The organism is Pseudomonas sp. GW823-FHT02E01 (assembly GCF_058797535.1).
Window position 1 is genome coordinate 80615 of sequence record NZ_JBXAJS010000003.1, and the last position, 26721, is coordinate 107335.

Annotated in this window: 23 protein-coding genes and 1 pseudogene; 5 read left to right on the forward strand and 19 right to left on the reverse strand. The window is 56.4% G+C overall.

Annotated features, from left to right (window positions below):
- Nucleotides 1-46 precede the first annotated feature (46 nt).
- Nucleotides 47-496, reverse strand: a complete 450-nt coding sequence (locus AC1RDQ_RS07700) for an Xre family toxin-antitoxin system antitoxin (protein WP_057716623.1) — start codon at nt 494-496, stop codon at nt 47-49.
- Between the two features lie 185 nt (nt 497-681).
- Between AC1RDQ_RS07700 and AC1RDQ_RS07705 the strand changes: the two are divergent.
- From AC1RDQ_RS07705 to AC1RDQ_RS07715, 3 genes and pseudogenes are all read left to right on the forward strand, one after another.
- A pseudogene (locus AC1RDQ_RS07705) lies at nt 682-936 on the forward strand (hypothetical protein); the annotation flags it as partial.
- Nucleotides 937-1016: 80 nt separating this feature from the next.
- Entirely contained in the window at nt 1017-1901 is an 885-nt protein-coding gene (locus AC1RDQ_RS07710) for a site-specific integrase (protein ID WP_131726872.1), read from the forward strand.
- A 216-nt stretch (nt 1902-2117) separates the two neighbouring features.
- Entirely contained in the window at nt 2118-3023 is a 906-nt protein-coding gene (locus tag AC1RDQ_RS07715; RefSeq protein WP_079246761.1) for a DUF4238 domain-containing protein, read from the forward strand.
- Nucleotides 3024-3693: 670 nt separating this feature from the next.
- Here AC1RDQ_RS07715 and AC1RDQ_RS07720 read toward each other — a convergent pair.
- From AC1RDQ_RS07720 to AC1RDQ_RS07790, 15 genes are all read right to left on the reverse strand, one after another.
- Nucleotides 3694-4530 carry a macro domain-containing protein gene (locus AC1RDQ_RS07720; protein ID WP_241781141.1) on the reverse strand — a complete coding sequence of 279 codons (837 nt, stop codon included), beginning with the start codon at nt 4528-4530 and terminating at the stop codon, nt 3694-3696.
- A gap of 33 nt (nt 4531-4563) precedes the next feature.
- Entirely contained in the window at nt 4564-5127 is a 564-nt protein-coding gene (locus tag AC1RDQ_RS07725) for a TIR domain-containing protein (protein ID WP_057715159.1), read from the reverse strand.
- 240 nt (nt 5128-5367) lie between these two features.
- A complete protein-coding gene (locus AC1RDQ_RS07730; RefSeq protein WP_131726871.1) occupies nt 5368-6147 on the reverse strand; it encodes an E2 domain-associated cysteine-rich protein in 780 nt (259 codons plus the stop codon).
- The gene (pycC, locus tag AC1RDQ_RS07735) at nt 6144-7694 is read right to left on the reverse strand and encodes a Pycsar phage resistance system uridylate cyclase PycC (protein ID WP_057715158.1); all 1551 of its coding nucleotides are present in this window, start codon (nt 7692-7694) and stop codon (nt 6144-6146) included. Before pycC (AC1RDQ_RS07735) ends, AC1RDQ_RS07730 begins: the two co-directional genes overlap by 4 nt.
- A 73-nt stretch (nt 7695-7767) precedes the next feature.
- Complete coding sequence (locus AC1RDQ_RS07740; protein ID WP_057715157.1) at nt 7768-8688, reverse strand: TIR domain-containing protein; 921 nt, start codon at nt 8686-8688, stop codon at nt 7768-7770.
- Nucleotides 8689-9090: 402 nt separating this feature from the next.
- Complete coding sequence (pycC, locus tag AC1RDQ_RS07745; protein ID WP_057715155.1) at nt 9091-9780, reverse strand: Pycsar phage resistance system uridylate cyclase PycC; 690 nt, start codon at nt 9778-9780, stop codon at nt 9091-9093.
- Between the two features lie 262 nt (nt 9781-10042).
- Complete coding sequence (locus tag AC1RDQ_RS07750) at nt 10043-10519, reverse strand: hypothetical protein (protein WP_057715154.1); 477 nt, start codon at nt 10517-10519, stop codon at nt 10043-10045.
- 429 nt (nt 10520-10948) lie between these two features.
- Nucleotides 10949-12202 carry an OprD family porin gene (locus AC1RDQ_RS07755; RefSeq protein ID WP_057715153.1) on the reverse strand — a complete coding sequence of 418 codons (1254 nt, stop codon included), beginning with the start codon at nt 12200-12202 and terminating at the stop codon, nt 10949-10951.
- A 187-nt stretch (nt 12203-12389) separates the two neighbouring features.
- Nucleotides 12390-13922, reverse strand: coding sequence for a UxaA family hydrolase (locus AC1RDQ_RS07760; RefSeq protein ID WP_020798281.1), 1533 nt, complete (start codon nt 13920-13922; stop codon nt 12390-12392).
- Nucleotides 13923-14073: 151 nt separating this feature from the next.
- Complete coding sequence (locus tag AC1RDQ_RS07765) at nt 14074-15159, reverse strand: mannonate dehydratase (protein ID WP_057715152.1); 1086 nt, start codon at nt 15157-15159, stop codon at nt 14074-14076.
- A gap of 47 nt (nt 15160-15206) precedes the next feature.
- The gene (locus tag AC1RDQ_RS07770) at nt 15207-16610 is read right to left on the reverse strand and encodes an MFS transporter (RefSeq protein WP_079246760.1); all 1404 of its coding nucleotides are present in this window, start codon (nt 16608-16610) and stop codon (nt 15207-15209) included.
- Between the two features lie 74 nt (nt 16611-16684).
- Nucleotides 16685-16996, reverse strand: coding sequence for a Dabb family protein (locus tag AC1RDQ_RS07775; RefSeq protein ID WP_057715151.1), 312 nt, complete (start codon nt 16994-16996; stop codon nt 16685-16687).
- Complete coding sequence (locus AC1RDQ_RS07780) at nt 16993-18414, reverse strand: aldehyde dehydrogenase (NADP(+)) (protein WP_057715150.1); 1422 nt, start codon at nt 18412-18414, stop codon at nt 16993-16995. Before AC1RDQ_RS07780 ends, AC1RDQ_RS07775 begins: the two co-directional genes overlap by 4 nt.
- Nucleotides 18411-18869, reverse strand: a complete 459-nt coding sequence (locus tag AC1RDQ_RS07785; protein WP_020798276.1) for a nuclear transport factor 2 family protein — start codon at nt 18867-18869, stop codon at nt 18411-18413. Before AC1RDQ_RS07785 ends, AC1RDQ_RS07780 begins: the two co-directional genes overlap by 4 nt.
- The gene (locus tag AC1RDQ_RS07790; RefSeq protein ID WP_020798275.1) at nt 18866-19678 is read right to left on the reverse strand and encodes an RraA family protein; all 813 of its coding nucleotides are present in this window, start codon (nt 19676-19678) and stop codon (nt 18866-18868) included. Before AC1RDQ_RS07790 ends, AC1RDQ_RS07785 begins: the two co-directional genes overlap by 4 nt.
- Nucleotides 19679-19861: 183 nt before the next feature.
- On the opposite strand from AC1RDQ_RS07790, the gene AC1RDQ_RS07795 reads away from it, so the two are divergent.
- Nucleotides 19862-21469, forward strand: a complete 1608-nt coding sequence (locus AC1RDQ_RS07795) for an IclR family transcriptional regulator domain-containing protein (RefSeq protein ID WP_057715149.1) — start codon at nt 19862-19864, stop codon at nt 21467-21469.
- A 157-nt stretch (nt 21470-21626) separates the two neighbouring features.
- Nucleotides 21627-23279, forward strand: a complete 1653-nt coding sequence (locus AC1RDQ_RS07800; RefSeq protein ID WP_057715148.1) for a methyl-accepting chemotaxis protein — start codon at nt 21627-21629, stop codon at nt 23277-23279.
- Here the strand turns inward: AC1RDQ_RS07800 and AC1RDQ_RS07805 are convergent.
- From AC1RDQ_RS07805 to AC1RDQ_RS07815, 3 genes are read right to left on the reverse strand one after another with little or no spacing between them, the layout of a single operon-like run.
- Complete coding sequence (locus AC1RDQ_RS07805; protein ID WP_057715147.1) at nt 23267-24793, reverse strand: DHA2 family efflux MFS transporter permease subunit; 1527 nt, start codon at nt 24791-24793, stop codon at nt 23267-23269. The genes AC1RDQ_RS07800 and AC1RDQ_RS07805 overlap by 13 nt on opposite strands.
- The gene (locus AC1RDQ_RS07810; RefSeq protein WP_057715146.1) at nt 24786-25967 is read right to left on the reverse strand and encodes an HlyD family secretion protein; all 1182 of its coding nucleotides are present in this window, start codon (nt 25965-25967) and stop codon (nt 24786-24788) included. The genes AC1RDQ_RS07805 and AC1RDQ_RS07810 overlap by 8 nt, the downstream gene beginning before the upstream one ends.
- Nucleotides 25960-26439, reverse strand: a complete 480-nt coding sequence (locus AC1RDQ_RS07815; protein ID WP_057715145.1) for a MarR family winged helix-turn-helix transcriptional regulator — start codon at nt 26437-26439, stop codon at nt 25960-25962. The genes AC1RDQ_RS07810 and AC1RDQ_RS07815 overlap by 8 nt, the downstream gene beginning before the upstream one ends.
- Between the last annotated feature and the right edge of the window lie 282 nt (nt 26440-26721).

Here is a 26721-nt window from a genome sequence, read left to right on the forward strand (position 1 = left end):
ATGCGAATAGCGCTGACGAATGATGCTTTTTACGTCGTATACGGGATCAAAATGCAATGCCTTCCGCTACCTGAATCAGCATCTCCTCAACTAGACGAGTGCCCTGGAGTGTAGAGAGCATCGCAAATGGGGCCTTTCCCAAGAAACGATCCTTGGGTTTAGAGAGCCAACGCTTCGCCTTCTCGTCACTCCCGAAGAGTGTCACGGCTATGGCGATGATGTGCGCAAATCGGAACACCCGATCACTCTCGTGCACCGTGAGCCGCTGACGTGTTGCCAACCGAGTTTTGAGGGTTCTGAGCGGAGTAATCTGATTGCGCTCTGATGGACCGATCAAGCCTGTATCGCAGAGAACTATGACGCTATCAGCCAAGAAGCCAGCCTCAATGAGCTCGTGGATATCCTGCTCTGACGCGTTGGTGGGAATATGAAGGATAAGCTCCAGCCGAACTCGATAATCACGGTAAGCATCTTTGCGCATAACGCTAGCAATCATGGTGGGGCCCATTTGGAATGGCTGCAGTTATTATAAAGAGCATTCTGGCAAACTCGTCAGGTACCGACCGATTGTTGCTAACCTCTTACGTCTCGAAAAAGCAGTTTTATACGGGCTCCAATTGAACCTGGCGTCTCGCTGGTACTGCGATTTGATCCCTGAAAATATAGCCCTCCCATTCGTTACGCCGCGGCTTTGCGACCTGGGCCAGCCGTAATCAATGGAGCCCGAAAGCCCTGATGGAGTACGTCGGCTGGCGTGACGTGCACAGCGCCCTGCGCTACGTGGAGGCCGACGCGCCGTTCGGTGACTGGGGCGTCACCCGGCTGACGATTTCGTACTGCGCTACGGCCTACGTTATTACAGCTGCACAATCTAGCCAATTTAGCCTTGAAGTGAGCGATTCAACAGGTGTGAGAAACCAAGATTCTCAAACGTGAGAGGGTTTTTTGGGAAATATTCGGCTTATTAGTGGTATGCGAGGAGGATGTGTGGCGTGACGGCCCCAGTGGATCGGTACTTGAAGGCGGCGCGACGGGCGAGTACGCAACGTCGCTACCTCAGTGCGCTTGAGCATTTTGAAGGGACATGGCAGGGGCTATTGCCCGCTTCCAGCGAAAGTGTCGCGCGCTATCTGGCTACCTATGCTGAGCAGCTATCCAGTTCTACCCTGCATACTCACTTGGCCGCCCTGGCTCAGTGGCATAAGCGCCATGGATTTGTGGATCCGACCAAAGAGCCGCGGGTGCGTGATGTGCTGCGCGGGATTCGCGCCGAGCATCCCCAGCCGGTAAAACGGGCAGAGGCGCTGCAACTGCAGGCGCTGGAGGAGTGCATCACCGGGTTACATGAGCAGGCCAGCTCCACTGTTGCCGCAGAACGACTGCGCGCCTGTCGGGACCAGGCGCTCATCTTGCTCGGTTTTTGGCGAGCGTTTCGCAGCGACGATCTGTGCCAGCTACGCGTCGAGCACATCAAAGTCGAAACGGGAGCAAGCTTGGAAATCTTCCTCGTCAGTGACAAAACCGATCGTGATCATCAAGGACGGACAGTCATGGTGCCCGCGCTGAAGCGTCTGTGTCCGGTGGCGGCGTACGAGGCCTGGTTGGCGGCCAGCGGTCTGCAGCAAGGACCAGTGTTCCGGGCCATTGACCGTTGGGGGCATGTCAGTGCAGAGGGACTGAATGCGAACAGTATGTCGCGGCTTTTACGTATGGCTTTTGCCCGCAATGGCCTGGATGGGGAAGGTTACAGTGGGCATTCGCTGCGCCGCGGTTTTGCTACCTGGGCCAATCGTAACGAGTGGGGGGCTAAGGCCTTGATGGATTATGTCGGTTGGCGAGACGTTCATTCAGCGATGCGCTATATCGACACGACCGCACCTTTTGGCAAATGGCGACGCTAAGTGCTGATGGATTATGTCGGTTGGCTGGGGGCGCAGCCGGCATGGCGGTCCATCGACAGCAACGTCCCGTTCGGAAAGTGACATCGGTAAGCAGTGCCCTGCCTAATATCCGTCCACCCGAGATGAACGTTTTCGCTCTCGTTGGCTGAGGCGAGGCGAAGTATATTAGCGTCGAGAGTCTTGCATCGGATTTAGACACTTGGAGCGTTTCACGGCATGTCGAATCCCCCACGCAATCACCATTTCATCCCTCAGCATTTCCTGAAAGCTTGGCAGCATGCGAGTGGAAAAGTTTTCCGTTATCGTCGCTTACTTCACAGCGGGGTAATGGAGATCAAGCCGGTCTCCATCAAATACACGGCTTCTATCGAAGATCTGTATCGTATCGACTTTCCCGATGGCGGCTTTGAGGTCGAAACCAGCCACATCACTCCGCTGATTGATGAGACCGGTCACAAGATCATCGAAAAGGCACGGGGAAGTCTCGTCCAGGATTGGGGGTTGTCTGATCGCCGACAGCTGGCGAATACCTTGACGTTACTGGAGGCTCGACACCCTGCGGTGCTCATGGATGTTCGTTCGGAACTGGACCTCTTGCGCCAGAGAATGAAAGCCGAACGGCGCTTCTCGCAGGAGTCGATTGATGAGGTCATCCATTATTTTCAGGCAAGCGACTCGCTCGGCGTGGTTTCGTTGGTCTTGCTCACCCAAAACGAGATCCTACCCTTGCTTGAGCAACCGTTTTCGGACGGCTTGGTCCAGGCGAACCTGCGCGAGTATAGCCATGAGCGCTTGAGCTTGCTCTGCTCGGATTATCCGACCTCCCGCTGGGGCGATTACTTGAAGAAGTTGTTGTTCATCATTGCCATCAGTCCGCACAAGGCCTTGGTCTTTTCCAACAGCTCCAATATCGCAGTGTTTGATCTATTGAAGCCGCCTGCGCGGGCTCGGCTGATTAACCTTTATACCTTGGGTAAAGCGCAGACCGCGTACTACTGTGATGATGCGCAAGGTGACTTTGTCAGCGCTCATCTCGGCTGGGCACTGACCCGCCCGACTCTTGCCGAGCAGCGTCAGTACGTCGTGGATTTTTTGAAGGCAGAAGATGCCTGGCATCGTTAGTGATATTTAGGGTGCACCTGTTCCGAGATGCACCCCAACTCGTTAAGGGGGATGGCTTACTGGGTTAGTCCGCCGAGGGCCGCGTCGCCGCTGTTGGGTGCAGGCGCTCGAGCAGCGGTGTGATTAGCTGCTTTGGAGAGGGAATCGGTTCGCCGATCTGCCTTGGCTCGGCGCCATTCTCCTGTGTACGAACGGTGAATATGACACTTTTATCCGCTTGAGCCATGGCAAACACGGCAAATCCATTTTCCAACGGGGGGATGACCTCGCCGGGCCTGACCCCGGGTAAAGCGGCGCTGGGTAGAAATCACTTTTTAAGGCAATGATCCGGACCAGGGTATAAAGCCGTGGTTGAACAACCTGATCGCGGTTTTGCGCGCCCTCGGCGAGTTGGAGCGCTTGAGTTCGCTGCTGGAAGACGTCAGGCCCAGTCCTATACAAATCATACGTATGGAAGGCGAGAAGCGTCAGCGCGCATCTGGTCGCCGAAGTGCGCAGGGTGAGTCCAAGGAGGCTGGCTCGAGCGCAGGCAAACACAGTGATTGGTGATTGCCGAGTTCACATCGCCTGAGAAACAGCGCGCCCTTCACATTGCCAAGGGCGCTCATCAATTCCTATTTCCGATCCTCAACTGCTTGGCAAAGGAGGCGGCGGCCGTTGACGGTCACATTTACAAGCCGTTTTTCGCCGATTTTATGTCCAGAAGATTGATGGTCTTGATCTTGTCTGGGTGGATCACGATCGTCAGTTTGGCAGGGTACTTAAATCGCATTTCACTGATCCGGAATGTCCATAACATGATCTTAAGCAAGTCTTCATCACTGATGTTTTTGTGCTCTTTGATTCGCGTAATGCCTGACCCGAAAATGGGAGTGGAGACGCTTTGTTGAGCGTACACTTTATTAATTTTATCCCAGAAGTTGATCAGAAACTCCAGGTACTCGGACATGGTCAGCATTGCCCGATTTTGATCATCAAACTTTGAAAAGGCTGTGAGTATGAAATCATCGTAGACACAGAGTGTGCCAATTTTATATTTTTGCAGTTTTCCAACTCGTCTGGCAGTGTTTAAATCACCCAGTTCGTCATGGTCAAAAGAGTACGATTCTAGGTGGTGATCGAGTTTGGCAAGCGTGCCCGGCAGGTGTAAGTTAATAAACACCCCATTTAAGGAGTGAGCCGATATGATGCGATCATCGACGATGGTGTCAAAGTACTCGTTGAATGCAATGACTTTTAGTCCTGGCTCCAAAAATAAGTCGCCTGCCTTCACCGTGACTTTGCTGCCTTCAATGTCTAAATCCACGCTTTTGAGCTGATTCGCTCTGTGCCACAACCAGACGTAAACTACAATTAATAGGCCGATAAAAATAGCGCCCGCCAATGCCTTCATCTGTGAAGGGATTTCCACGAAAATCAATGCGAGGGACAATACGGTGCTGGTGGTGGAAATCCGTTCCTTAAAGTTTTTCATCAACTGACTGTCAAAAAAACGAACCTTGCGCAAGCTATTCTCCTTGTTGTATGGGTGTGTCATTGGTTATGCGGAATAGCGGTAGACATCCGGTTGGGTCTTGGAAGCAAGCGAAAAGTCTGAGTTGGTCAGTGCGCTTACTATGGTTTCTTGGTTGAGCGGTATGTGTAAAGTCGGCACCTTGGACATCAGTCTTCTAAAAGTCGGAAGCCTGTTCCACAATTTTTTAACATCCTCAGATAAGACGCCATTCAGCAGTAAAGACCCTTTTGTTTTAAATTCTGGGTAAACAACAATGACGGGGAGGCCTTGGTTTTCGATCCCGTATTCAATTTCCTCATTCAGAGCAACTGAACTAAAAGTAGCGCTGCTTAAAAACAATACAATATTTTTTGAGGACTGCAGGCGTTCGCGCAATCTTGGTTTTAACGTTCTTTCCCAATCACTGCCGTCCCTCACGCTATAGGTTTTCGCGTGGGAATCGATGAAAGGAAAGGATGGATCTTTGGCCTTCCAAGCCCTCAGCATGTTGTAGTAAACGAAGTCTTTGGTGGCATGGGCAGCCAGTGAACTTTCGTGGAAGGGCTCAGCCACATAGAACGCGCAATAGTTACCATTTCGGTATGCCATCGTTGCTCCTTGAGGTATTGGCTCGTGCAGGGATCGCGCTTAGTCGGGACATCGGCACATTGCCATTATCAGGGTTGGAAAGGCAAATCGGCTCTGGCGGTGGGGCCATTTAGCGTGGTTCCTTTCATTAATATAGTCATACGTTTGTTACCCTGCGGAGAAGGCCGCCCATGTTGCCAACCAGCACCCCCAGTACACGATTTCTGGGTATAGCCGACCTGGAAGCTCTTCAGCACCTCGTCAAGGTGTTGGTAAAAGAGGGCAGTTATCGCAGGAGCCACAGCAGCTCCGATCCTGCATGCTTTGCCAATAGCGATCCTCTTCGCTCTGCCAATCACGTAGCGCAAAAGCCAGTTCAACGGCTTGTTTGGCGTGCGGTCCGCACCGACGTAATGTCTTCGGACGCCTAAGCCCAGCGGTCCCGCAAAAGCAGCGCTGCTTCAGATTGATTACTCGCCTGTAAGACTCCCACACGCTATAGACGTGAACGCCGCGAACCCTGATCTCCAGGATGGCCCGACCTTTCGATCGTCGACGTTGCAGTGCAATCTGATTCTGTTCAAGCGCTGCCGAAAATTCACCATCTAGGGCTTTAGCAGCCGTCGATGCGCGAATCTGGTGATGGGCGGCGTTCCCATGGGCCCAGACCTCGTTGTTGGGCCATTTGCGCTGAACCCGGGCCCGTTCTTGAAGCTTGAGGAATCTGTAGAGTGTTTCCAGCCAAGCCACAGCCGATACTTCGTCAGTCACGGTCAAGCGACTGGCCGCTGGGTAATACAGACAGAACGTGCCGTCATAGTTGATGTGGCGCTCAGGGCAAAAGGACGGTAGATGAGTGGGCTGTTCCTCTTGAACGTAAACCGATTCATCGCTCCGTTGAAGGCGCAATTTGTACTGCAAAACCCTGCCGTCGACCAAGCGGATCGGCAATTCCAGAAGCGCCGAAGAGTCTGAGTGAACTGTGCAAACGCCCCCGAAATCGGGGGCGAATTGTGCAATCAGATTAAGTGCGGTGATCAAGAGTTACCTGACTCGCCGGCAGTGGTGATCGCGTAAGGACGAACTTCACGGTTATCCGCGAGAATGATCGCCGGAGCACCAGCATACGCTTCCGTACGTGCCTGTTTGGCTGACTCATCACCCTTGTCGGCCAGCGCCTCAGTGGCCTCGTTATAATCCAGGTTGGCAATCTTGCGAGTCTTGCCAAACAGATCTTTCACGGCGTCAGTCGCGGCGTCATAAGCCGCTTGCCCAATCGCCGTCTCGACACCAGAACAGGCACACTGGCGATTTTCAGATTCGATCACTTTACGCCCTATCGCGCAGCGAACGCGGTCTCCTTGCCTGCCCAGGCGGGTTACCGAAATGGGGCCGATGTCAAAGCCTATCGCGAGACCCAGTTCACCCGTTTCATAATCCTTTGCATTCAAACGCTCGATTGCCAGGTTGAAGCTGCTGCGTAGTGCGCCGGCTAAGCGGGTTGATTCGGAGATCGTTGTTTGTTCGTCCGTGGTGTGGGCAGTACCATCACACGACAGCGCCTGCACACAGTCACCAATGAAGCGGACTCGCCGCCCCTGAAAGTCAGACGTAACCACACGCTCGAGTTCTGCGCGTATTACATGCAGCGTACGGACGACGTCCTCGGCGTTGTCGTCGATATGTTCCGCGACATAGGCCGTGAAGCCGTCGATATCGGCATAAAGGCTCACCATTTCTTGGCGTTTAGAGTTGGCGGGTGTCAGCGTGCTGATGTCCATGTCGCACAGTGGCGGTGTCTGGCGGGTAAACTGGTAGCCGCCAATGGGATTGTTCTTCAGGTCCTCGCGCCATTCCTCGACGATTTCGTCGGCAGTGACGTCCAATTTGGCGGCGTCCTGGCAATCCTTGATTTCTTCATTCGTCAACGCAGCTTTTTCGGGCGCGTCTTTCTCAGTCAAGCCGATTGCCATACGGGCAGCATTGGTAAGGTAGATGCCTTTGGCGCTGTTGTTGCTGGCCAGTTTTGCTGCGTGATTAGCCGGGTCGCCTAGGAATAGCGGTTCACGATTCCCCTTGCGGCCGTTATTAACTGCCAGGGCGAGGCCGGTATCAATGCCGATTCGCAGCTTCGCGGCAGGAATTTGCTCATCATCGTCACCTGTCTGGGCAAGCACATCGATCATGAGCTTGGCCGTCGCGACCGCCCGCTGCACACGCTTCAGTTCGGCATCGGTATCGCTGTTGTAAGGTTTGGTGAACAACGAATGTAGCCGTTGGCTGTGGAAGTCTACCCGTCGAGCGTCAACCCGATCGAGAATGCGCTTGACTGCTCGGTAATGCTGATCGAGGAATCGTAGCGTGCGTTTATGGCAGTCAGTGCCTTCGACATGCGTGATGTTGAGCATGTCCTCTAGGTTCTGGATATCCGCGTACATGTGGACACCGTCGACCCGGTAGGCCACGTTCGTCGGGATCGACTCCAAGGACATGTCGCGGACGTAGTCTTTGACGGTGATGTCTTTCACATCAGCAATTTTCTTATCGATATGTTCGACTGCGCGGTTGTGGCTCCAACTCTTGCTCACTGAACTCTCCTATCCTGAGGGACGCATAACCTGGCATGGTGCAAGGCAGTAATTTGCTGATGATGAATTGGTTTTATCGCGGACCTAGGTCGTTGAAAATTTCCCGCAAAGAGGTGCAGACAGGCCCCAGCTTGGCTGGTTCTTTGTCTGCGGCGGGGCGGTAGGTGATGGTGGTGAGACCTTTCAGATCTGAAGGAAGGCGAACTTCGTCGCCCCTGGGCTCCACCAGAATCGAGCGCATGCGGCCAAGTCGACCGACGAACATGCCGAGTTCAAAAATCACATTGTCACGTGGCGCGCCCTGCGATTGGCCACGGCTTGTCACTTCATCATCCGGCTGGGCGATTGCGATCGCAAAATCGCTTTCGTCCAGCTGTTCTTCCAGACTTTCAATGGTGTACTTCGACGCGCGAAACGTACCTTCGGTCCAGATTTTGACAAAGAACGCGTCATGCTCGAGCTGACGTTCGATTTCGCGTGCAATCGGCAACGCCTCTTTGGACGAGATGATGAACACGCGGGCTGATTTGTGGGAGGGTCGCACCAAAGCGTTGCGTTGATGCAGCCGTTCAACCAGTTCACGGGTGACGTGTTGCCAAATGCGGGGGAAAGCGTTTGCTGCGGCTTTAAAGTCGGGTGCTGAAACCTTCAATACGACCGAAGATTCTGTCGCGACGACGGTCGCTGAACGTTTCGCCGTCACCACCAATGCCGACATTTCCCCGACGTGCTCTCCTTGCCCGCGGATTGCCACTTCCCGATCGTGGACTTTGATTTTGAGTTGCCCCGTGATGATAAAAAAAACGTCGGTATCGTGGCCTCCCTGCTCTATGAGAACCTGATCTTGCTTTAGCTCCATCAAGGAGCCAGCCTCAGCCAGAAGTTTGGCCAGCACTTCATTGCCGAGGACCAATTTCTGCTCTAGCAAAACCTCTTCAAGGGCTGGCCGGCCCGCAGCGCCTTCAAAGCGCTCAATCATTTTTTCCGTAGACATTTATCGACAAGCCCCGCGGGGGTTAAGGGTCTCTCCAGCAAATGGGGGCGTGCCGAAAAAGTTCAATGGGATCCAAAAAAGATAAATGCCGTCGAGGGTGCGGGTAGCGGAGCAGGAGTTTTTCTGATCCAACACGCTGTCGAATGTGCCGTCTGTGGGCTGGCGGGGCGTTCTTCAGCTCAGAAACTTTCTGGCGTACATTCCTGACCGAATCGAGCGTGGAGGGCGTGCGACCTTTTGCCGAAAAGATGAAGGGGTTGATGACCAGTCCAAGACGGGTGGTGCTGGGGACCTGAGGCTTAGCGACAAATGTAACGTCGTGTTGATGGTCGCGGCGCGGGCGGCAGACGATTTTGTAGTGCTTGTTAAGTCATGTTCCGCCCTTCAGGCGTGATGATAAATCTACACCCTCCATTTCCAGGTGGAGGAATACGTCCAAATGCCCATTTCCGTCCAATACTCGCGAACCCACATGTCCGTACCATTGGTTTGTTTCAAGTCTGATGCCAACCTTTCATAGACGTCCTCGGTAATACGACTCGGCTTGTTGGCCAGATTAGTGAGTTTTGCGGCATAATTTGCTGCACGGCCCACCCAAACCAAGTCGTTGTCACCTCGCACTCCAATTCGTGCTGTTTTCAACTGACTGGTGTCGATGCCTACAACATGCTTTAAGACAAAATCTGTAGCCCATCCCTTTGAGATGGCGGGTTGAATAATGTCTTGAACGGCGAAATTGATCTTTAAAGCGCATTTGGCCGCGGAAGTGTTTTTATAATCACCCGTGAAGATTCCCATCACGCGATCGCCATCGTACGCGGTGATGACACCACCCTCATTTTTGATTATGTCTGAAGCACATTTGAGGAAGGTTTTATAGATTTCGGTGCTGAACTCCCATTTCTTGGTGTTCACCATGTCTGTAGACCCGTCCAGATCTGCATACAACACGGTCGCTGAGTCCAGATCTTTTGCATGGTTTGAGTTCAGCCGCAGATCTGCTGGGTTAGGAACCCCAGTCGTCTCTTGAACCTCCCAGGCGGCTGTGAAGGTTTCGTCGACCCATTTTTTCAGGTCTTCAGCTAATGCCATTTTCTCTTCCTTGTTGGTTAGCACGGTAAAAAAACAAGATTGCGGCACTGGCTGCAGGTAACGCCTCTCGCAGCGGCCGCTTGCGACCGAATGAGCACCGCTAACGGATCATTGTAGTGTTGGCGGTATCCACTTGGTAAGCCAAGGCATCGTCAATGAAACGAGCTGCAAAAGCCTTCGTTGTTTAGATGAAGTACATCGTCAGGTACCGACAAAAATGGTAAATGCCGTTGATTGAGGTCTGAGATCAATTGCTTCAGGGTCACAGGCCATATTCCATTTCTGAGATGAAGGCATCAAATTTTGGCTCGTGCTCAATGGATTCATAAATATGGTTGAGCACGAACAGTGCCGCAGCCATGAGTTCAGTGTCCCTCCGGTTGTCATGCCGTTTATCACCGTGGAATAGATTGTTCCGGGCGATTTTTATGCAATCAAGCAACTCTCGCAATGTGGACGGCGTGGTGGGTGTGCCGGACCATTGGACGCCTTCACCAGTGTCGGCCACCAATCGATCCGGCGGCGCGTCGAAATAAATGGCCACCTCGGGTGCCGCGCGCAAGCGGGGAAAAATATCCGCTGGAAGATCGTTAGCGAATTTGGTCCATGCCGCATCAGCGCTGTCACGCCGCCGAAAACCTCCCTTTTTCATCGCGTATTCAAAGCGGGAAAAAACCGCGAACAGATCATAGGCTGCCTGTGAAACGCGGCTGCGAAAGTAGTCTTGCAACTGGATCATGTTGATAAGCACACAGGAAGGGGTGGCAAAGGATAATGGCAGACGCGCGCCGTTCTGCCCAATAAGGCCAAAGTCAGCAGCTCAACGTGAAAATGCCCTGTTCGATAAGTCGACTCATGTGCTCGCGCATGAAGCTCACGCGTGGGTTGTGCAGGGCTGCCTTGTCCCAGGTCAAAAAGAAAGTGTTCTCTGGCGGCGGTAAGGGAAAAGCGTGGCGCGACTGATGAATTTACATCTCAAGGGCCACCTGCCAAGGGATAGGTGCGCCTGCACGAAGCAAAAAACCTCAAACTAACCCAATAACAGAGGAGCAAAGGTCAACGAAGAGCCGACAAACCACTCAATGTGGTGAGTAGGTTCTCCGATGGTGATCGTGCCTGCGTTCGGCCCAGCTGAAAATCCGCGATCCTTCCCTCACGGTTTTGATGGTCAGAACAGTGGCAGGTTATAGCTGATGATCATTCTGTTTTCATCGATATCACGCAAGTAGTTCGAGCGCAGCGTTGCATAGCGCCAAAGTACCGCGACATTTTTCAATGTCCCGCTTTGAATCGCATAGCCAATATCGGTGTCACGCTCCCATTCCCTGCCTTCACCCGCCACGGTCGCCGGGTTGGCATGATCGGCCTTTGTGTAGCGCGTGGAGAAGGTTAGGCCTGGCACACCGAAGACGGCGAAATCGTAGGTGTAGCGCAGTTGCCAGGAGCGTTCGTCGCGCTCCATGAAGTCGTTTGCCATCATGTAGTTAGTCAAGTACGCATCGGTACCAACGATGTAAGGCATTGCAGTTGATCCGCTCAACCCCTGATAACCGAGCCCGACGCCATGGCCACCCAAGCTGTAGGCGACCAGTGCGTTAAGGGTACGGTTGTCGACCTTGCCGGCACCGGCATTACCGACATCACTGCTGAGGTAATACCGCACATCTGTCTTTAGAGTACCGCTACCCAATGGTAGGGAATGCACCAAGCCCAGATACTGCTGACGATAGATGTTTTCCAGCTCACCGTACTGATAACTCAAGGTCAGATTCTTGCTTAGAGCGTAGTCAGCGCCGGCCATTTTGAAGTCGTCGGCGTCGGGAGTGGCTTTGAAGCGCTTGTTCTTGTTGACCAGGGTCAGAGGCTGGTTATGGGAGTAGTCACGCAGCGTGGTGCGGTTGATGTCGCCCAGGGTCAGTGTGAAGTTGTCCAGTTCCTTGGCGGTGAGGATGCCGCCCTGGAAGGTCTGGGGCAGGATACGTCCGGTGCTGGAAGATATGACCGGATACTTGAGAATCTGCGTACCGACCTTCAGCTCGGTTTTCGACACCTTGATCTTGGCTGCCGCGCCGAACTTGCTGTACTCGTCAGGGGCCCGACCATCTTCGCCGACCGGCAACAAACCGGTGCCACTGCGATCGGGGGCCGAGTCTAGCTTGATCCCCAGCATGCCAATGGCATCGAGCCCGAAGCCGAGGGTGCCTGCGGTGTAGCCGGACTTGTAGTCGAGGACGAAACCCTGTGCCCATTCTTCACGTTTGGAGATACCCGGGTCTTCGCGAAAGTCTCGGTTCAAGTAGAAATTACTGGTCTGCAGTGTGGCGTGGCTGTCTTCGAGGAAACCTGCTGCGTGGCCGGCACTGCTGAACAGTCCCATTGGTAGCAAAGTCGAGCAGATGAGCACTTTGTTGTTGTGTTGCATGGTGGCTCCCGTTGAATCGCAGGCATGGCCGCGCCAACCGCCTTTTCGGCGGAATCGTTGTTGTTATTTGAAGGAGAACTCAGTGCACACGGTGACTCATACGTGACGAGTCAGCCGAGCATCCTGTCGAGCGACCTGCCGCAAGGCCATGCGGCAGGGGCAACGTATAGCGACAACGGCACCGGTGTCATGCAAGCACGCCGATCTGCCATGGGCAGAATTCGTCTTCGCCCAGGCCGTTGAGTTCACTCTTGGTTTTGTCTCCCGAGGCGTGAGTCAGCAGGCGCTCGAAGATTTCCTGGCCCATTTGCTGGATGGTCTTGTCGCCGTCGATGATCTGGCCGCAGTTGATGTCCATGTCATCGCTCATGCGATTGAACATGGGCGAATTGCTCGCCAGTTTGAAGGTCGGTGCAGGAACCGAACCGAAGCACGAACCACGCCCGGTGGTAAACGCGATCATGTTGGCGCCACCGGCGATCTGGCCGGTCGCGGACACCGGGTCATAGCCGGGGGTGTCCATGAACACTAGGCCATGGGTCGTCACCGGGTAGGCGTATTCATACACATCCATCAGTGGTGCGTTGCCGCCTTTCTTGGCACCGCCCAAGGATTTTTCCAGCACGTTGGCCAGGCCACCGGCGTTGTTGCCGGGGCTGACGCGACCATTGATCTGGGTGTCGCGGCCCTTGTTGTATTCCAGCCACCAGTCGATGCGGTCAATCAGTTTGCGACCGACTTCGGGGGTGGCGGCTCGGGCGGTCAAGGTGTGTTCGACGCCGAAAATTTCCGAGGTCTCGGAGAGAATCGCGGTCCCGCCGTGGCGCACCAGAATGTCAACCGCAGCGCCTAGCGCCGGGTTGGCCGAGAGGCCGGAGAAGCCGTCAGAGCCACCGCATTGCATGCCGATGATCAGGTGTTCGGCCGACACGGTTTCGCGTTGCACGGCGTTGGCTTGGGGCAGCATCGCTTGAATCATCTTGATGCCTTGGTCTACCGCGGTTTTAACGCCGCCGACGTCCTGGATCACCAGCGACTTGAGCATGTCTCCCAGTACAAGTTGCTCCTGCTCGATGAAACCATAGATATTGTTGCGCTCGCAGCCCAGGGCAATCAGCAGGCCGCCGGCGGTGTTGGCGTGCTTGATGTGGCCGCCGATGGTACGGCGCAGCAGGTTCATCGGTTCGCCGGTCATTTCCATGCCGCAACCGATTTCATGCACGAAGGGCACGACGCCGTCGATGTTCGGGAAGGCGGCCAGGCGCTCTTCGTCAAAGTGATTGGCAATTTTGCGTGCCACGGTGGCGCCGCAATTGCCGACGACAAAAATGCCGAGGTAGTTGCGCGTGGCCACCCGGCCATCTTCGCGAATGATGCCCTGGAACGTCGCGCGCTTATCGGCTGGCAACAGGTCGGTGGGCACGTAATCCAGGCCGTAGCGATAATCGCGAGCGGTTTCGCCGAACTCAATGTTGTGGCTGTGCATCCAGGTACCTGGTGGCAAGTCTTCGCTGGCATAGCCAATCACGGTGTTGTACTTGAGCACCGGTTGGCCTTTTTCGATCATGCGTGCAGCAATCTTGTGCCCCAGCGGGACGTCCTGCAGCGTAGTCAATGATTCGTTAGTAATGGCAGTGCCTGTGGGGATTTCCACGCGTGCGACCACTACGTTGTCGGCAGGGTCCAGGCGGATCACGGGGCTGATTTCACGGGAGGTCATAATTAAGTCCTGCTTTTCTTATAAGGTCGATGCTGCTGACTTTGCCTGGCATGACCGAAGCGTCTAATTGCCGCGAGACAGTCCTCGCGTAAAGCACACATTCGACTGCGTACGCGGCAATAGATTGGCAGTGCTTCGGTGGAAGACTCGATCACGCTACTGCGGCGGGCCCTTGTTTTTGCAGCACTGCCTTGGTTTTTTCCTTGCCGATGCCTTCCCACAAACCCTGCAAGTACATGGTGCCCAGTGCACGATCGTACAAGCCGTATCCTGGTACGCCTGTCTCTCCCCAAATCATGCGGCCATGGTCTGGACGGGCGTAGCCGGTGAAGTTGGCGTCATGCAGGGCCTTCAGGATTTCCGCCATATCCAGCGAACCACATTGCGTCGGGTGGGCGCTTTCATAAAAGTCACCGTTGTCGAACACCTTGACGTTACGCAGGTGAACGTAATGCACACGCTGGCGAGCGGCGAATTCGTTGATGAACGACGGCACATCGTTGTTGAGGTCCGAGCCGATGGTGCCGCTGCATAACGTCAGGCCGTTCGCAGGCGAGTCAATGATGCTCAGTACGCGGCGATGATCCTCGATGTTTTTGATAATTCGAGGAAGGCCAAACACCGAACGAGGCGGATCGTCTGCGTGTAGGGCCAGTTTCAGGCCAAGCTGCTCGGCAACCGGCACCAACTTGCCCAGGAACCACTCAAGGTTTTTCCACATCTGTTCGGTGCTGACATCCTTGTATTCTTCAAGCAGTGCCTGGAGCTTCTCTGCAGGGTATTTTGTACCGATGCCGGGTAGGGGAATCACACCTTTAGATACGTCCAGTCGATCAACCAACGAGGCCTCGAAAGACAATGTATTGGAGCCATCGGGCAGTTGGTACTCCATCTGTGTACGAGTCCAGTCGAATACAGGCATGAAGTTGTAGCAGACGATCTTGATACCGCTGGCGGCAAGATTCTTCAGCGTTTCAATGTACTGCGGAATAAGCGCTTCACGATTGGGCTTTCCCAGTTTGATGTCTTCGTGCACGCGGAAGCTGTCGACGACGTCCATTTTCAAACCATAAGCCGCCGCTGCGTCTCGCAGACTGGTGATACGGTCCACCGGCCAGACTTCTCCAAGCGGGGTGTCGTAAAGTGATGAAACAATGCCGTACAACCCGGGAATCTGATTGATGTACTGCAAATTGATTGGATCTTTCGGACCGTGCCAACGAAAAATCATCTTCATTTTTGGTGCCTCGCATATCTTTAATTGGAGTCAGTTGGAAACCGAATTCAAGTTTTCGGATGAAGCTTGAAGCGTTGGATCTTGCCGACGATCAGCCAGTAACTGGCGACCGCTACCAATCCGTGAGCGCCGACGTAGAGCAGTGCGCCATCGAAGGAACCTGTGGTTTGAAGGATGTAGCCGATGACCACCGGGGTTACGATTCCAGCGGTGTTGCCGAAGGCATTAAATACGCCACCGGTAGTCCCGATAAGCTCTTTGGGCGCGGTGTCGGCGACCACTGTCCAGCCCATCGAGCCGAAACCCTTACCGAAGAACGCCAGGCTCATCAGCACAACGACCACGGCAGCGCTTTCGGCATAGTTACAGAGAATGATGCTGGCGCTGAGCAACAGGCCAATGGTGATCGGGGTTTTACGAGCAATGCTCAAAGAGCCCGTTTTCTTCAGGATCAGGTCGGAGATAAAACCGCTGGACACGCCGCCCACCAAGCCACACAACGCTGGAATTGCTGCGATAAACCCGGCCTGAAGGATGTCAAATCCACGTTCCTTGACCAGATAAATCGGAAACCAGGTCATGAAGAACCAGGTGATCGAAGTGATGCAGTATTGGGCCAGAAAAATCCCGACCAGCATGCGACTGCGAAACAACTGTCCGATCTCGCCGAGCTTCATGCCCTTGCCGGTATTTGCCGCTTTGGATTTCAAACTCTCCAGATCAACAAGGCCGTCGCCAGCGCGGATGTATTCCAGTTCCTCGCTGTTCATCTTCGGATGGTCAATGGGCAGGTAGTAGAATTTCCACCAGATGGCACCAATCACCAGGCCGATGGCGCCCATGATGATGAATACGTACTCCCAGCCGTAGGTGTAGCAGAGCCATCCCATGACTGGGGTGAAGACAGCCAGCGACAGGTATTGCGCGCTGTTGAAGATGGCGCCGGCAATACCGCGTTCGGAGGAGGGGAACCATGCGGCAATGATGCGGCCCGAGGCTGGTCCGACCGGAGACTCAGCAGCACCGAGCAAAAAGCGCAGGGCCAGTAGCAGTGGTACCACCATGCCAATGAAATGCACCATACCCATCATCACCGTGAAGCAAGACCAGATCACCACGGCCAGCATCATTGAAAGCTTCGAGCCGATACGGTCGGTCAGCCACCCGGAGGGGATCAGGAAGATTACGTACGCCCAGCTGAATGCCGAGAACAGGTATCCCATTTCCACAGAACTGATACCGAGCTCCTTGCTCATGTCGGTCCCTGCGACCGACAGTGCAGCACGATCCCCCGTACTCAGGGCGAGAACGATGGTGATCAACGCCAGAATCAGAAAGCGATAGCTGCTCTTTTTCGTGGTCGCCGCCGCGTCCTGGTGGCCCTTCGATTGGGCCGAGACCGCGGCAACTGGCGTGTTGCCTTCCAGCGCGTAGCGCTCGTTGTTGTTCATGTGTGCCTCGTCTAATTATTTTTGTAGAGTGCCCAGGCATTGGCGACCCTTGGGAGCCAATACCTGTACCGGGATCAAGCGGCCTGGGTGTCTGCCTCCGTGTAGTCCACAGCGACCCATTCGAAGTACTTTTTCAGTTCAGTGACCAGGGCAACGTGCGCCGGGTGAGGCAGGTAACGGTTGACCGCTTCAGCATCGTCGAACGTCGTCTCCAGCACGTAGTCCCAGCAGATCGGTCGGTCCAGTTCATTGGCCGACACCTTCCAGCTGCGGGCAAACTCAATGTCCTTGGCGAGGTCGCTCATCCACTGCACGAGATGGCTTTCCAGCTGTGGGTTTTTCTCCACCGCAGGCAGGCGCCGGAACATCACGATGTGTTTCATCATGGCTGGGCTCCTTGCTGGGCGAGTGCCCATGCAGGAGCATCCTGCAACGCCACCGGGCGCAGGTAGCGCTGCAGCGCGGCGTAGCCCACCGAAGTGCTTTGTGGTTGAGTCGACGCAGGCCAGGGGCCGCCATGTTGCTGTGCGTGCGTGACGGCAACGCCTGTTGGCACGCCCGAGAACAACACTCGACCGGCGATCTGGCGAGCGGCGCGAAGCAGCGCACGGGTGTCGTCGGTGGCGTCTTCGAAGCCCCAAAGCGTCGCCGTCAAGCTGCCTCCAATGGCGTGCAACACAGCGGTCGCCTGTTCGATGGACTCGACTGTCAGTACCACGGCGGCGGGGCCGAACATTTCTTCGCGAAGATTGGCGTCTTCAATAAAGGCCTTGGCGTCGACCTTGAACAGACGCGGAGCCGGGCCTTCGCTATCGGCCAGTGGCTCGAATACTTGGCTCGCTGCATCGGATGCCAGCAGATGGGCGACTCCTGCATCAAATCCGTTTCGCATACCGGGAGTCAGCATGCGATGGGTCTTGATCGGTTGCAGTGCCGCGCTCAATTGCGCGACAAAACGGTCACTGGCCGGATGGTCGAGTAAAACGATCACCCCCGGGCTGGTGCAGAATTGTCCGGTGCCTTGGGTGATCGAAGCAGCAAGGGTGTTCGCCAGGGCCTCGCTGTCACGCTCTAGAATACCGGGCAGGGCGATCAATGGATTGATGGAGCCCAACTCACCGAAAAACGGAACAGGGCGACGGCGTTCGTTAGCGGCTTTCCAAAGCGCGGTCCCGCCTTGATAGGAACCGGTAAATGCAACGGCGGCAATCTGCGGATGCGCTACCAGGTGCAGGCCCGCTGCGCGGGAGGCGCCATCGACCAGGCCAAGCAGCCCGCCAGGCAAGTTCATGCCGTCAAGTACGCCCTGAGCCACCTCATGTACTGCGCGCGACAGCCGTGGGTGCCCGGAATGAGTCTTGACTACCACAGGGCAACCGGCCGCCAATGCCGAAGCGGTGTCGCCGCCCAGGACCGAAAAAGCGAACGGGAAGTTGCTGGCTGAAAACATCGCCACCGGCCCCAGCGGTTCGTGGGTGCGTGTCAGGCGTGGGCGACCTACGGGCGGCGCGCCAGCCACGGCCTGATCGTCGATTGTCTGGTATGGCACACCGGCCTCTACCTCGTCGGCGAAACCACGCAGTTGAAAGGCCGTTCGCGCCACTTCACCGTTGAGTCGCCCGGCACCCAGGCCGGTTTCTTCGTCGGCCAGTGCCACAAGAGCGGCTTGGTGCTGTTCAAGACCGCTGGCCAGTCCACGTAGCAAGCCGCTGCGAACGGAGGGCGCGGAGGCCGCCCAGAACCCGGCGACGGCACCGGCAGCCTCGACAGCTGCATCGATCAATTGAAACTCGGTGGTGCTCATTGTTCACCTCCTGTGGCCGGTTCCAGGTGGTAACCACGACCCGCGTAATCGAAGTCGACGATTTCGTTGATGGCCACTTCCTTGTCGGCAGGTGAGGCGTAGTAAGCGCGGATCTCTTTGATCAGACCAGTATGCTCGTCAAAGATGTACCACTCGTCACCACGCAGCGCGGTACCCAGTTTACCCTTCCAGTGCGTCCACTCGATCACCGCTTCAGGGCTGTCATGGCTGACGAGAATCTTCTCGATGGTCCATTGCGAGCCGAGGTTCTCGACGCACCACACCCATTTGGACGCGATGGTCTCGGCAGTGCGCCAAGGAATTTCTGGCAATCCGGCTGGGAAGTAGTGCACGGCATCCGGAGTGAAGCACGACACCAATTCGGCGTGATCGCCCGCGTTGCAAGCAGCAAAGTAGCGACGGATCAGTGCGGCGTATTCGGCTTGTTTGCTCATTGTTCATCCCCCTTGTTGATGATGCTCGGGATGGCAGGACGACCTGAGGCTACCCATGCGTGGTAGTCAGAGATGGCGGTTGGACCTGGTGGATAGACGCCCCAGAGTGCTTCGCCGGCGGCGATGCGCATCGCCAGATAGCCTTCCAGGTCGTCCTGCACGGTGCAGTAATCGGCCAGCTCTTCTGCCAGATGCGCAGGAATCACCGTCAAACCGTCGCCGTCGCCGACGATGATGTCCCCTGGATACACCGCCACACCGGCACAGCCGATCGGTACCTGCAAGTCAGCCACGTGGTGATAGGAGATGCGCGTGGTTGCAGTGACTTCGCGGGCAAAGGCAGGCAGCGGCAAAGCGGCAATTTCACTGCCGTCGCGCAGGGCGCCGTCGGTAACGATAGCCCGGGCGCCACGGGCCAGCAGACGGGTCACCAGGATATTGCCCGCCGACGCCGCACGCGGGTCGTTCTGGCTGTCGATGACCAGCACGTCGCCCGGCTGGATCTGTTCCACACCCTGCCATTGCAGATTGTTGTGGTTGGGTTTGGTGGTCATGGTGCCGTAGGTGTCGATGTCCTCGCGGGCCGGTATGAAGCGCATGGTGAAAGCGCGGCCAGCGAACGGCTTGATGTCTTTGTTCATGGCGCGAAGGCCGACCAGGGCTGGCTGACGAAAACCCAATTTGAACAGTTGGGTGGTCAGCGAACCGCTGCTGCAACGGGCTAGGCGTGCCAGCACTTCATCGCTGACATGAACCTGGCGCTCGTCGGTTTCTTCCAGTGTGTCGGCGTATTGGTGGATCTGCGTCATTGTTGTTCTCCTGTGCTCTTACGCATGGCGTGTAGGTGCACCAAGTCATTGGTTATTCCCGTAATTTGGGACAAAGAATGTTTGTGATGACCTGATATCGTCAGATCCTAGAGGTTTGTTGACGTGTGCAATACCCGTCGTATGATCCAGTTCATTCGTTGTTCCATATGGTGGGAATAAGTCATGAAAGCAGGAGAGGGCACGGGTGCACTGGAGAAGGCGCTGGATGTGTTGGAGGCCGTTGGTTCCGCGCCTCGGGGCGTCAGTCAGGCCGAATTGGCAGGGCAGCTGGAGTTACCCAAAACCACGCTGTATCGAATCATCGCCAGCCTGGTGGAGCGCGGCATGATTCGCCGCGATCCGGTGCACAAGGTCTACCGGTTGGGGTTCCGTTATCTGGAACTGGTGCGCAATGCCTATCTGATGCCGGACCTGGTAGCGGCCGCGAGTTTCGAGTTGCGGGCCTTGCGCGATCTGACCGGCGAGACGTCCTATCTGGCGGTGCTCGATGGCAATCAAGTCAGATCTCTCGAGCGTTGCGACGGCGCGCACACCACGCGTTCGGCGGCGGCGCTTGGCCAGAGCAAGCCGGTGTATTGCACGGGTCAGGGCAAGGCAATTCTTGCGGCGATGGATGAAGCCGCTCGTGAGGCAATCATCAAGGGGCTGGTGCTGACACCGCTGACCGAACTGACCATCACCGATCGTCGACGCCTGCATACCGAGTTGCAGATCACCCGGGCCAGGGGCTATGCCATCGACGATGAGGAGATTGTGATGGGCGTGCGTTGCGTGGCTGCGGCGATCCGGGATAACGCGGGAAATGTGCGCGGCGCCTTGAGTGTGGCAGGGCCGGCTTATCGCTTGACCCTTGAGCGTCTGGAGCTGTTGGGCCCTGAGATAAGCGAAGCGGCAAGACGCGTGGGGGCTCAGTTGAGCGAGCCGCGCATTCAAATCGGCGACACCGACGTCAAACTGGTCGATAGTCCGTGGGCGTTCAATGGCGCTTTCCCGCGTTGGTCGAGCAAGCTTCGTTGCCTGTTTTGGGCGGATACCCTGGCGCCGGCCATTCGCATGCTGGATGGCGATGGCGAGCGTATTTTCGCCCGCCTCGAATCCCCGGTCGTGGCGATGGAGCTGCATAGCCAGGGATTGCTGGTCGCCCATACCCAGGGTTGGTCGCTGATTGACTTTGAAGGTTGCGAACATCCCTTGCCCGACTGGCCCGGCAAGAGCCTCTTGGGGCTTTGTAGTCGACCTGACGGCAGTGTCTGGGCGTGCCTGGCGAGCCACACCGGCTGCAAGGTGGGAGAGTTGAACCGGCATGGTGATCTGCGCTTGTCCTGGGAGTTTCAGGAAAACATCACGTCAATGTGCTGGGATGAGCGTGGGCAGGCGTTTTACGCAATCGGGCCGGAAACCGGGTCGGTCTACGTCGTGCAGGCAGGCAGTGTGAATGTTCGGCGCTTGGCCACGTTGCCCAAAGGGTCGGGGCGGCTGAGCGGACTGGCCCTTGATCGAGAGGGGGGTGTTTGGACCACATTGCGCGACGGTTGGAGCCTGGTTCGATTTGCCGAAGACGGCAGCATTGATCGAATGATTGGTTTGCCGATTCCAGGGCCGACGGACCTGGCTTTCGGTGGTGAAGACCGTGACACCTTGTACATCACCAGCGCACGTCACGACATTCCGATGGAAATGCTGAACAACGCTCCAGGATCAGGGCATTTGTTCAGTATCTACGTGGAGCACGGGGGAGCCTTGGCCAATATCACGGAGTGGACAGTTTGATGGTCCTGTATTGCTTTAGTTTATCCAACGTGAAGGTGCTGATAACCATTTGAGGTATCATCTAACATTCTGATAGTAGAATGAGATACCGTATAGAGAATATGATGGAGCTGATGTTGGCCTGTCATTTCCTATAAAAACAAAAACGGTAATCAGAATGTCATTTCTCAAAGGCTATTCAATCGGCGCCAAGCTCTTTGTGCTGCCCGCATTATTTGTTATCGCTTTATTGGTTGTTTCGGGCCTTGCCTATCATGGGCTGGCCAGGCAACAGGCGGTGATCGAGGAAATCGACCAGTTGCGTTTCCAGCAGTATCGCCAGGTACTGGAAACCGCGTCTGCGTCGCAGGCGGCAATGGTCGGGGCCTATGCCATAGGCGCACGCATCCTTGAATCCAATGGGCAGGCTTCTGCCGAGGAGCTGGAATCCTATCTGGAAGACATGCAGGCCAGTGTCGACGACATGCGAGCCGGGTTGGACAAGGTGGCTCGCGAGACGCGTCTGGGTGAGGAGGAGAAAGAACTCTACCGCGCCGTGCAAGAACAGGCCGCCGTGGTCGGCGAAGGCCTTGCCGATTTCAAGCGCGCGGCCTTGAGTGACCAAATACAGGCGGCATCGCTGCTGGGCAGGGTGCGCGCCGACAACAATGGTCTGCAAGGTCAATTCAATCGTTTGCTGGGACTGCAGGCGCAACTGACCTCTGGCGCCTTTGCCGAGGCCGGCACTATGCAACGCCAGGTGTCACGGATGTTGGTTGCGGTATTACTCGGCGCCAGCGTACTCGCCGTCATCGTCAGTCTTTTGTTGCGTGCCCAGATCCTCAGGCCCATCCGGGAAATCGAACAGGCATCGATCGAGTTGCGCGATGGCGACCTGACCCGACGCGTGCGGGTCATGGGCCGAGATGAGGTGGCCCACACGGCCCAGGCATTCAACGAACTCATTGATAGCTTTCAGCAGGCCATGCGCCAGGTTGCCGGTGTTGCGGCATCGGTCGGCGCGTCGGCGGAGGAACTGGTGGGTACTTCGGCGCGCGTGGCGCAAAGCTCCACGGCGCAGGCCGGTGCGGTGGGTGCGGTGTCGATGACCATCGAGCAGATGAGCGACGGCATTGCGGCAATCTCCAGTCATGCTGAAAGCCTGCGCAGCTGCGCCGAAGCAAGTTTGCGCGGTGCGCAAGACGGGCACCTGGCCTTGTCGCGACTGCTCGAGAAAATCGACAGCGTGCGCCATGCCTTCTCCGCCATCCGCGGCTCGGTGGGCGATTTTGTCGAAAGCACGACAGCGATCACCGCCAGCATCGGTCAGGTCAAGGACCTCTCCGCGCAGACCAGCATGCTGGCGCTCAATGCGGCCATCGAGGCGGCGCGTGCCGGAGAAAGCGGGCGCGGTTTCAGCGTGGTGGCCGACGAAGTGCGTAACTTGGCGCAACGCTCGGCGCTGGCTGCCAACTCGATCAACCAGTTGACGTTGAAGCTGGAGAACCAGTCCGGGATCGTCGACCAGGCATTGAGTGCGGGCACCGTGGCACTGGAGGACAGTGGCCGACTGCTGGGTGAGTTGGAAAGTACCCTGCAGCAGGCGACGGAACTGGTCGGAGACTCCACGCGCGGGGTGGACCGGATTGCCGATGCGGTGAGCGTGCAGAGCGAGGGTGGGCGGGGCATCGTGGCCAACGTCGAGCACATCGCGCGCATGGCCGGAGAGGGTGATGCGATCACCCATCAGGTATCCGGAGCCGTGGTGTCCTTGCGCGAACTGTCCGATGAGCTGAACGTAGCGGTGGGACGTTTTCGCTACGAGGCCTGATTGGCTTGAGACTTCGGTGTCCTGAATATCAGCAGCAGCGGTATGACGCCAATGGATAACCACATCAGCAGCTTGAAGTCATCCAGGTAAGCCACCCAGCTGGCTTGCACAGTGATCAAGCCATCCAGGGCTGCACGCCCGCTGGCGGTCAGTGGATTGAGCTGGTTGTTGACAGGCCAGGCATCGAACAGGCGGTTGAACGGCGTCACGTAGGCGCCGATTTCGGCATGATTGATCTGGGTGTTTTGCGCCAGCAGCACCGTAACGATCGAGATGCCAACGCTCGAACCGACATTGCGTGACAGGTTGTACAGACCCGTGGCTTCGCCCCGCAAATGCGGGGGCAGGGTGGTAAAGGCGATGGTGGTCAGCGGGACGAACAACAGGCCCAGGCTCGCGCCCTGGATAAAGCCAACGTAGACGATGGTGTGGATGGACACGGCCGGTGTCCAGCCGGTCATCATGTACATCGACCAGGCGGACAACACCAGGCCGCAAAACAGTATCCAGCGAATATCGACTTTGCCGATGATCTTCCCGGCAAGGAACATGCTCAGCATCGTCCCCAGGCCGCGCGGCCCCATGACCATGCCGGCGGTGAGAACCGGGTAGCCCATCAGGGTTTGCAGGTAGGGTGTCATCAGTGCCAGCGAGGCCAGGTAGGTGATGCCGATGATGAAGATAAACACCACCGCCACCGAGTAATTGCGATCCTTGAACAACTTCAGGCTGATAAAGGGCTTGTCGTGGGTGAAGGTGTGGACGATGAAAATGTACGAAGCGATGGCGGCCACCAGCGCTTCCAGGATGATTTCCCCAGAGTCGAACCAGCCCAGTTGTTCGCCGCGGTCGAGGAACAGTTGAATCGACATGATGGCCACGCTGAGGGAGCTAAAGCCCAGCCAGTCCAGGCGTGCGGTCCTGTCGGCCGGGGTTTCACGAATGAAGCGGGTCATGCCGATGAAGGCCAGCAACCCGATAGGCAGGTTGATGAAGAACACCCAGCGCCAACTGAGGTGTTCCGTCAGCCAGCCGCCGAGCATCGGCCCCAATACCGGGCCGACCATGACCGATACCCCGAACAGCGCCACTGCCGACCCTCGTTCTTTCTGCGGGTAAATATCCAGCAGGATGCCTTGCGATAATGGCACCAACGCCGCCCCGGCCACCCCTTGCAGCAGGCGAAACAGGATGATTTCTTCCAGGGAGCGGGCAATGCCACAGAGCACCGACGCCAATACAAAACCCAGGATCGACCACAGCAACACGCGTTTGCGACCGAAGCGCCGGGCCAGGAAAGCCGAGGGCGGCGTCATGATGGCGGTGGCGACGATGTACGAGGTCAGCACCCAGTTAATCTGATCGGCGCTGGCCGATACGCTGCCCTGCATATAGGGCAGGGCGACGTTGGCGATGGTGGTGTCCAGCGCCTGCATGACCACCGCCAGCACCACACACAAGGTGATCAGTACCCGCAACGGCGATGGCGGAAGTGGTCCGGATACTTCACTCATGATGGCGTGCGAACAGGTTTGCCAGCGGCTTCGGCAGGCCACGTGCCGTGCCGGTATCGATATCGACCACGGCGCTCATGCCATGGCGCAGCGCGGGTTTGCCGGCAGCATCGTCGATATGGATCCGCACCGGAATGCGCTGCACAACCTTCACCCAGTTGCCCGTGGTGTTCTGGGCCGGCAACAGGGAGAAGCTCGAACTGGATGCTGGGCTGATGCTTTCCACGGTGCCATGCCAGGTGACACCCGGATAAGTGTCTACCTCAATGGTTACGCCCTGGCCGATGTGAGCGTTGGTCAGCTCGGTCTCTTTCGGTGACGCAGCCACCCACAGCTGCTCGCTGGACACCAGGCTAAAGCCCGATTGGGGTGGTTGCAGATACGCACCCACTTGCAGCGAGTCAACGTTGGTGACGACGCCGTCGAATGGGGCGATGACCACGGAGTTTCGCAGGTTGCGTTCGGCTTCATTCAGTGCCGCCAGCGCTTGCAAGTAGGACGGATGCAACTCCAGAGGTCTGTCCAGACGCCCACCCAGTTGAGCCAGCGCCGCCGCGGCCTGGGCCTTGGCGACCGCCACCTGCTGACGGGTATTGTCGAGGTCCTGGTGGGCGTCGTCGTAGAGAGTCCTGGATACGGCGGCAACGCTGACCAGCTTTTCCAGCCGTTGCAGATTGGTCTGGTAAAAGGGCAATTTGGCTTCAGCCTGGGCGATCTCGGCCAGCGATTGGTTGTAGCTGGCCTTGAGGTAAAGGATCTGATTGCGCGCGTTTTCCAGTTGCGCCTTGGCACTGGCCACGGCGATTTCAAAGGGCTCGGGCTTGAGACGGAACAACACTTGGCCTTTGCTCACGCTTTGGTTGTCACTGACTTCAATAGCCGCGACGATTCCGGCGACATCGGTGGAAACCCCTACACGCTCGGCCTGGATATAAGCATTGTCGGTGCTTACGATCTGGCCACCCAACACATACCAGGCAGCACAGGCCACGACACTGATAGGTGCCAGCAAAAACAGGCCGATGCGCCAGCGTTGGCGTGCCGTGTCAGACGGTTCTTCAGCATGGCCATCAAGGGCCGAAGCCTCGGTCGCCTGCATCTGGGGTTTTTCAGCTGGCTCGAGCGGTCGGGCTTCAGCGTGCACGGCAGGGCGCTGCAATGTCGGCTCAGCCATGCTTCACCTCGCTTGCTGCACAGCCTGTGAGCTCATCCACGGGCTGGCCGCAGGCTGTCAGCAAGTGTTCACGCATACGTTCGAGGTACTGCAGCAATTGGTCGTGCTCCTGAATGGAGAAATCCGCCATGGTTTCTTGTCGGGTTTGTTCGCCGATGGTGCGCATGAACTGCAGTAGCGGATGGGCAGCCGGGGTGAGAAACAGCAAGGAGTATCGGCGGTCGGTGGGGTGGTTACGGCGTTCGATCAATCCGCGCTCCTGCATCTTGTCCAGCAAGCGCACCAGGGTGACCGACTCGATTTCCAACAGGTCTGCCAGGCCTTTCTGGTGGATGCCCTCATGAATCGACAGCTTGGCCAGGACTTGCCATTGCGAGCGCGTGAGACCGGCTGCGCGAGCCCATTGTTCAAAGCGCTTACGCATCAAGCGGGCAACGTCATGGAGGACAAAGCCGAGGGTGGATTGGGTCATCGTCAGCGCACCTTGGAGTCAATGAGCAAGCTAATGGTAATCAGGCTTATGGATTGCTCGCTAGCTATTTTTCATTAAAACATGATCAGATAAAGAAAAAATGTCCATTTGGAGGTCGCTTATCAAGCTGAAATGTGCTCTTTAAGCCGAAATGTTTCGGCTTGATGCCTGAATTTTGCCTTTTTATGCTGGGTTAAAAAAATATCGACAGAAAATAAAAAACTGTCGAATTATGTTTGCTCTATCCACCACTAAGCACTACCGTTAGCGCTGACTGCGTTC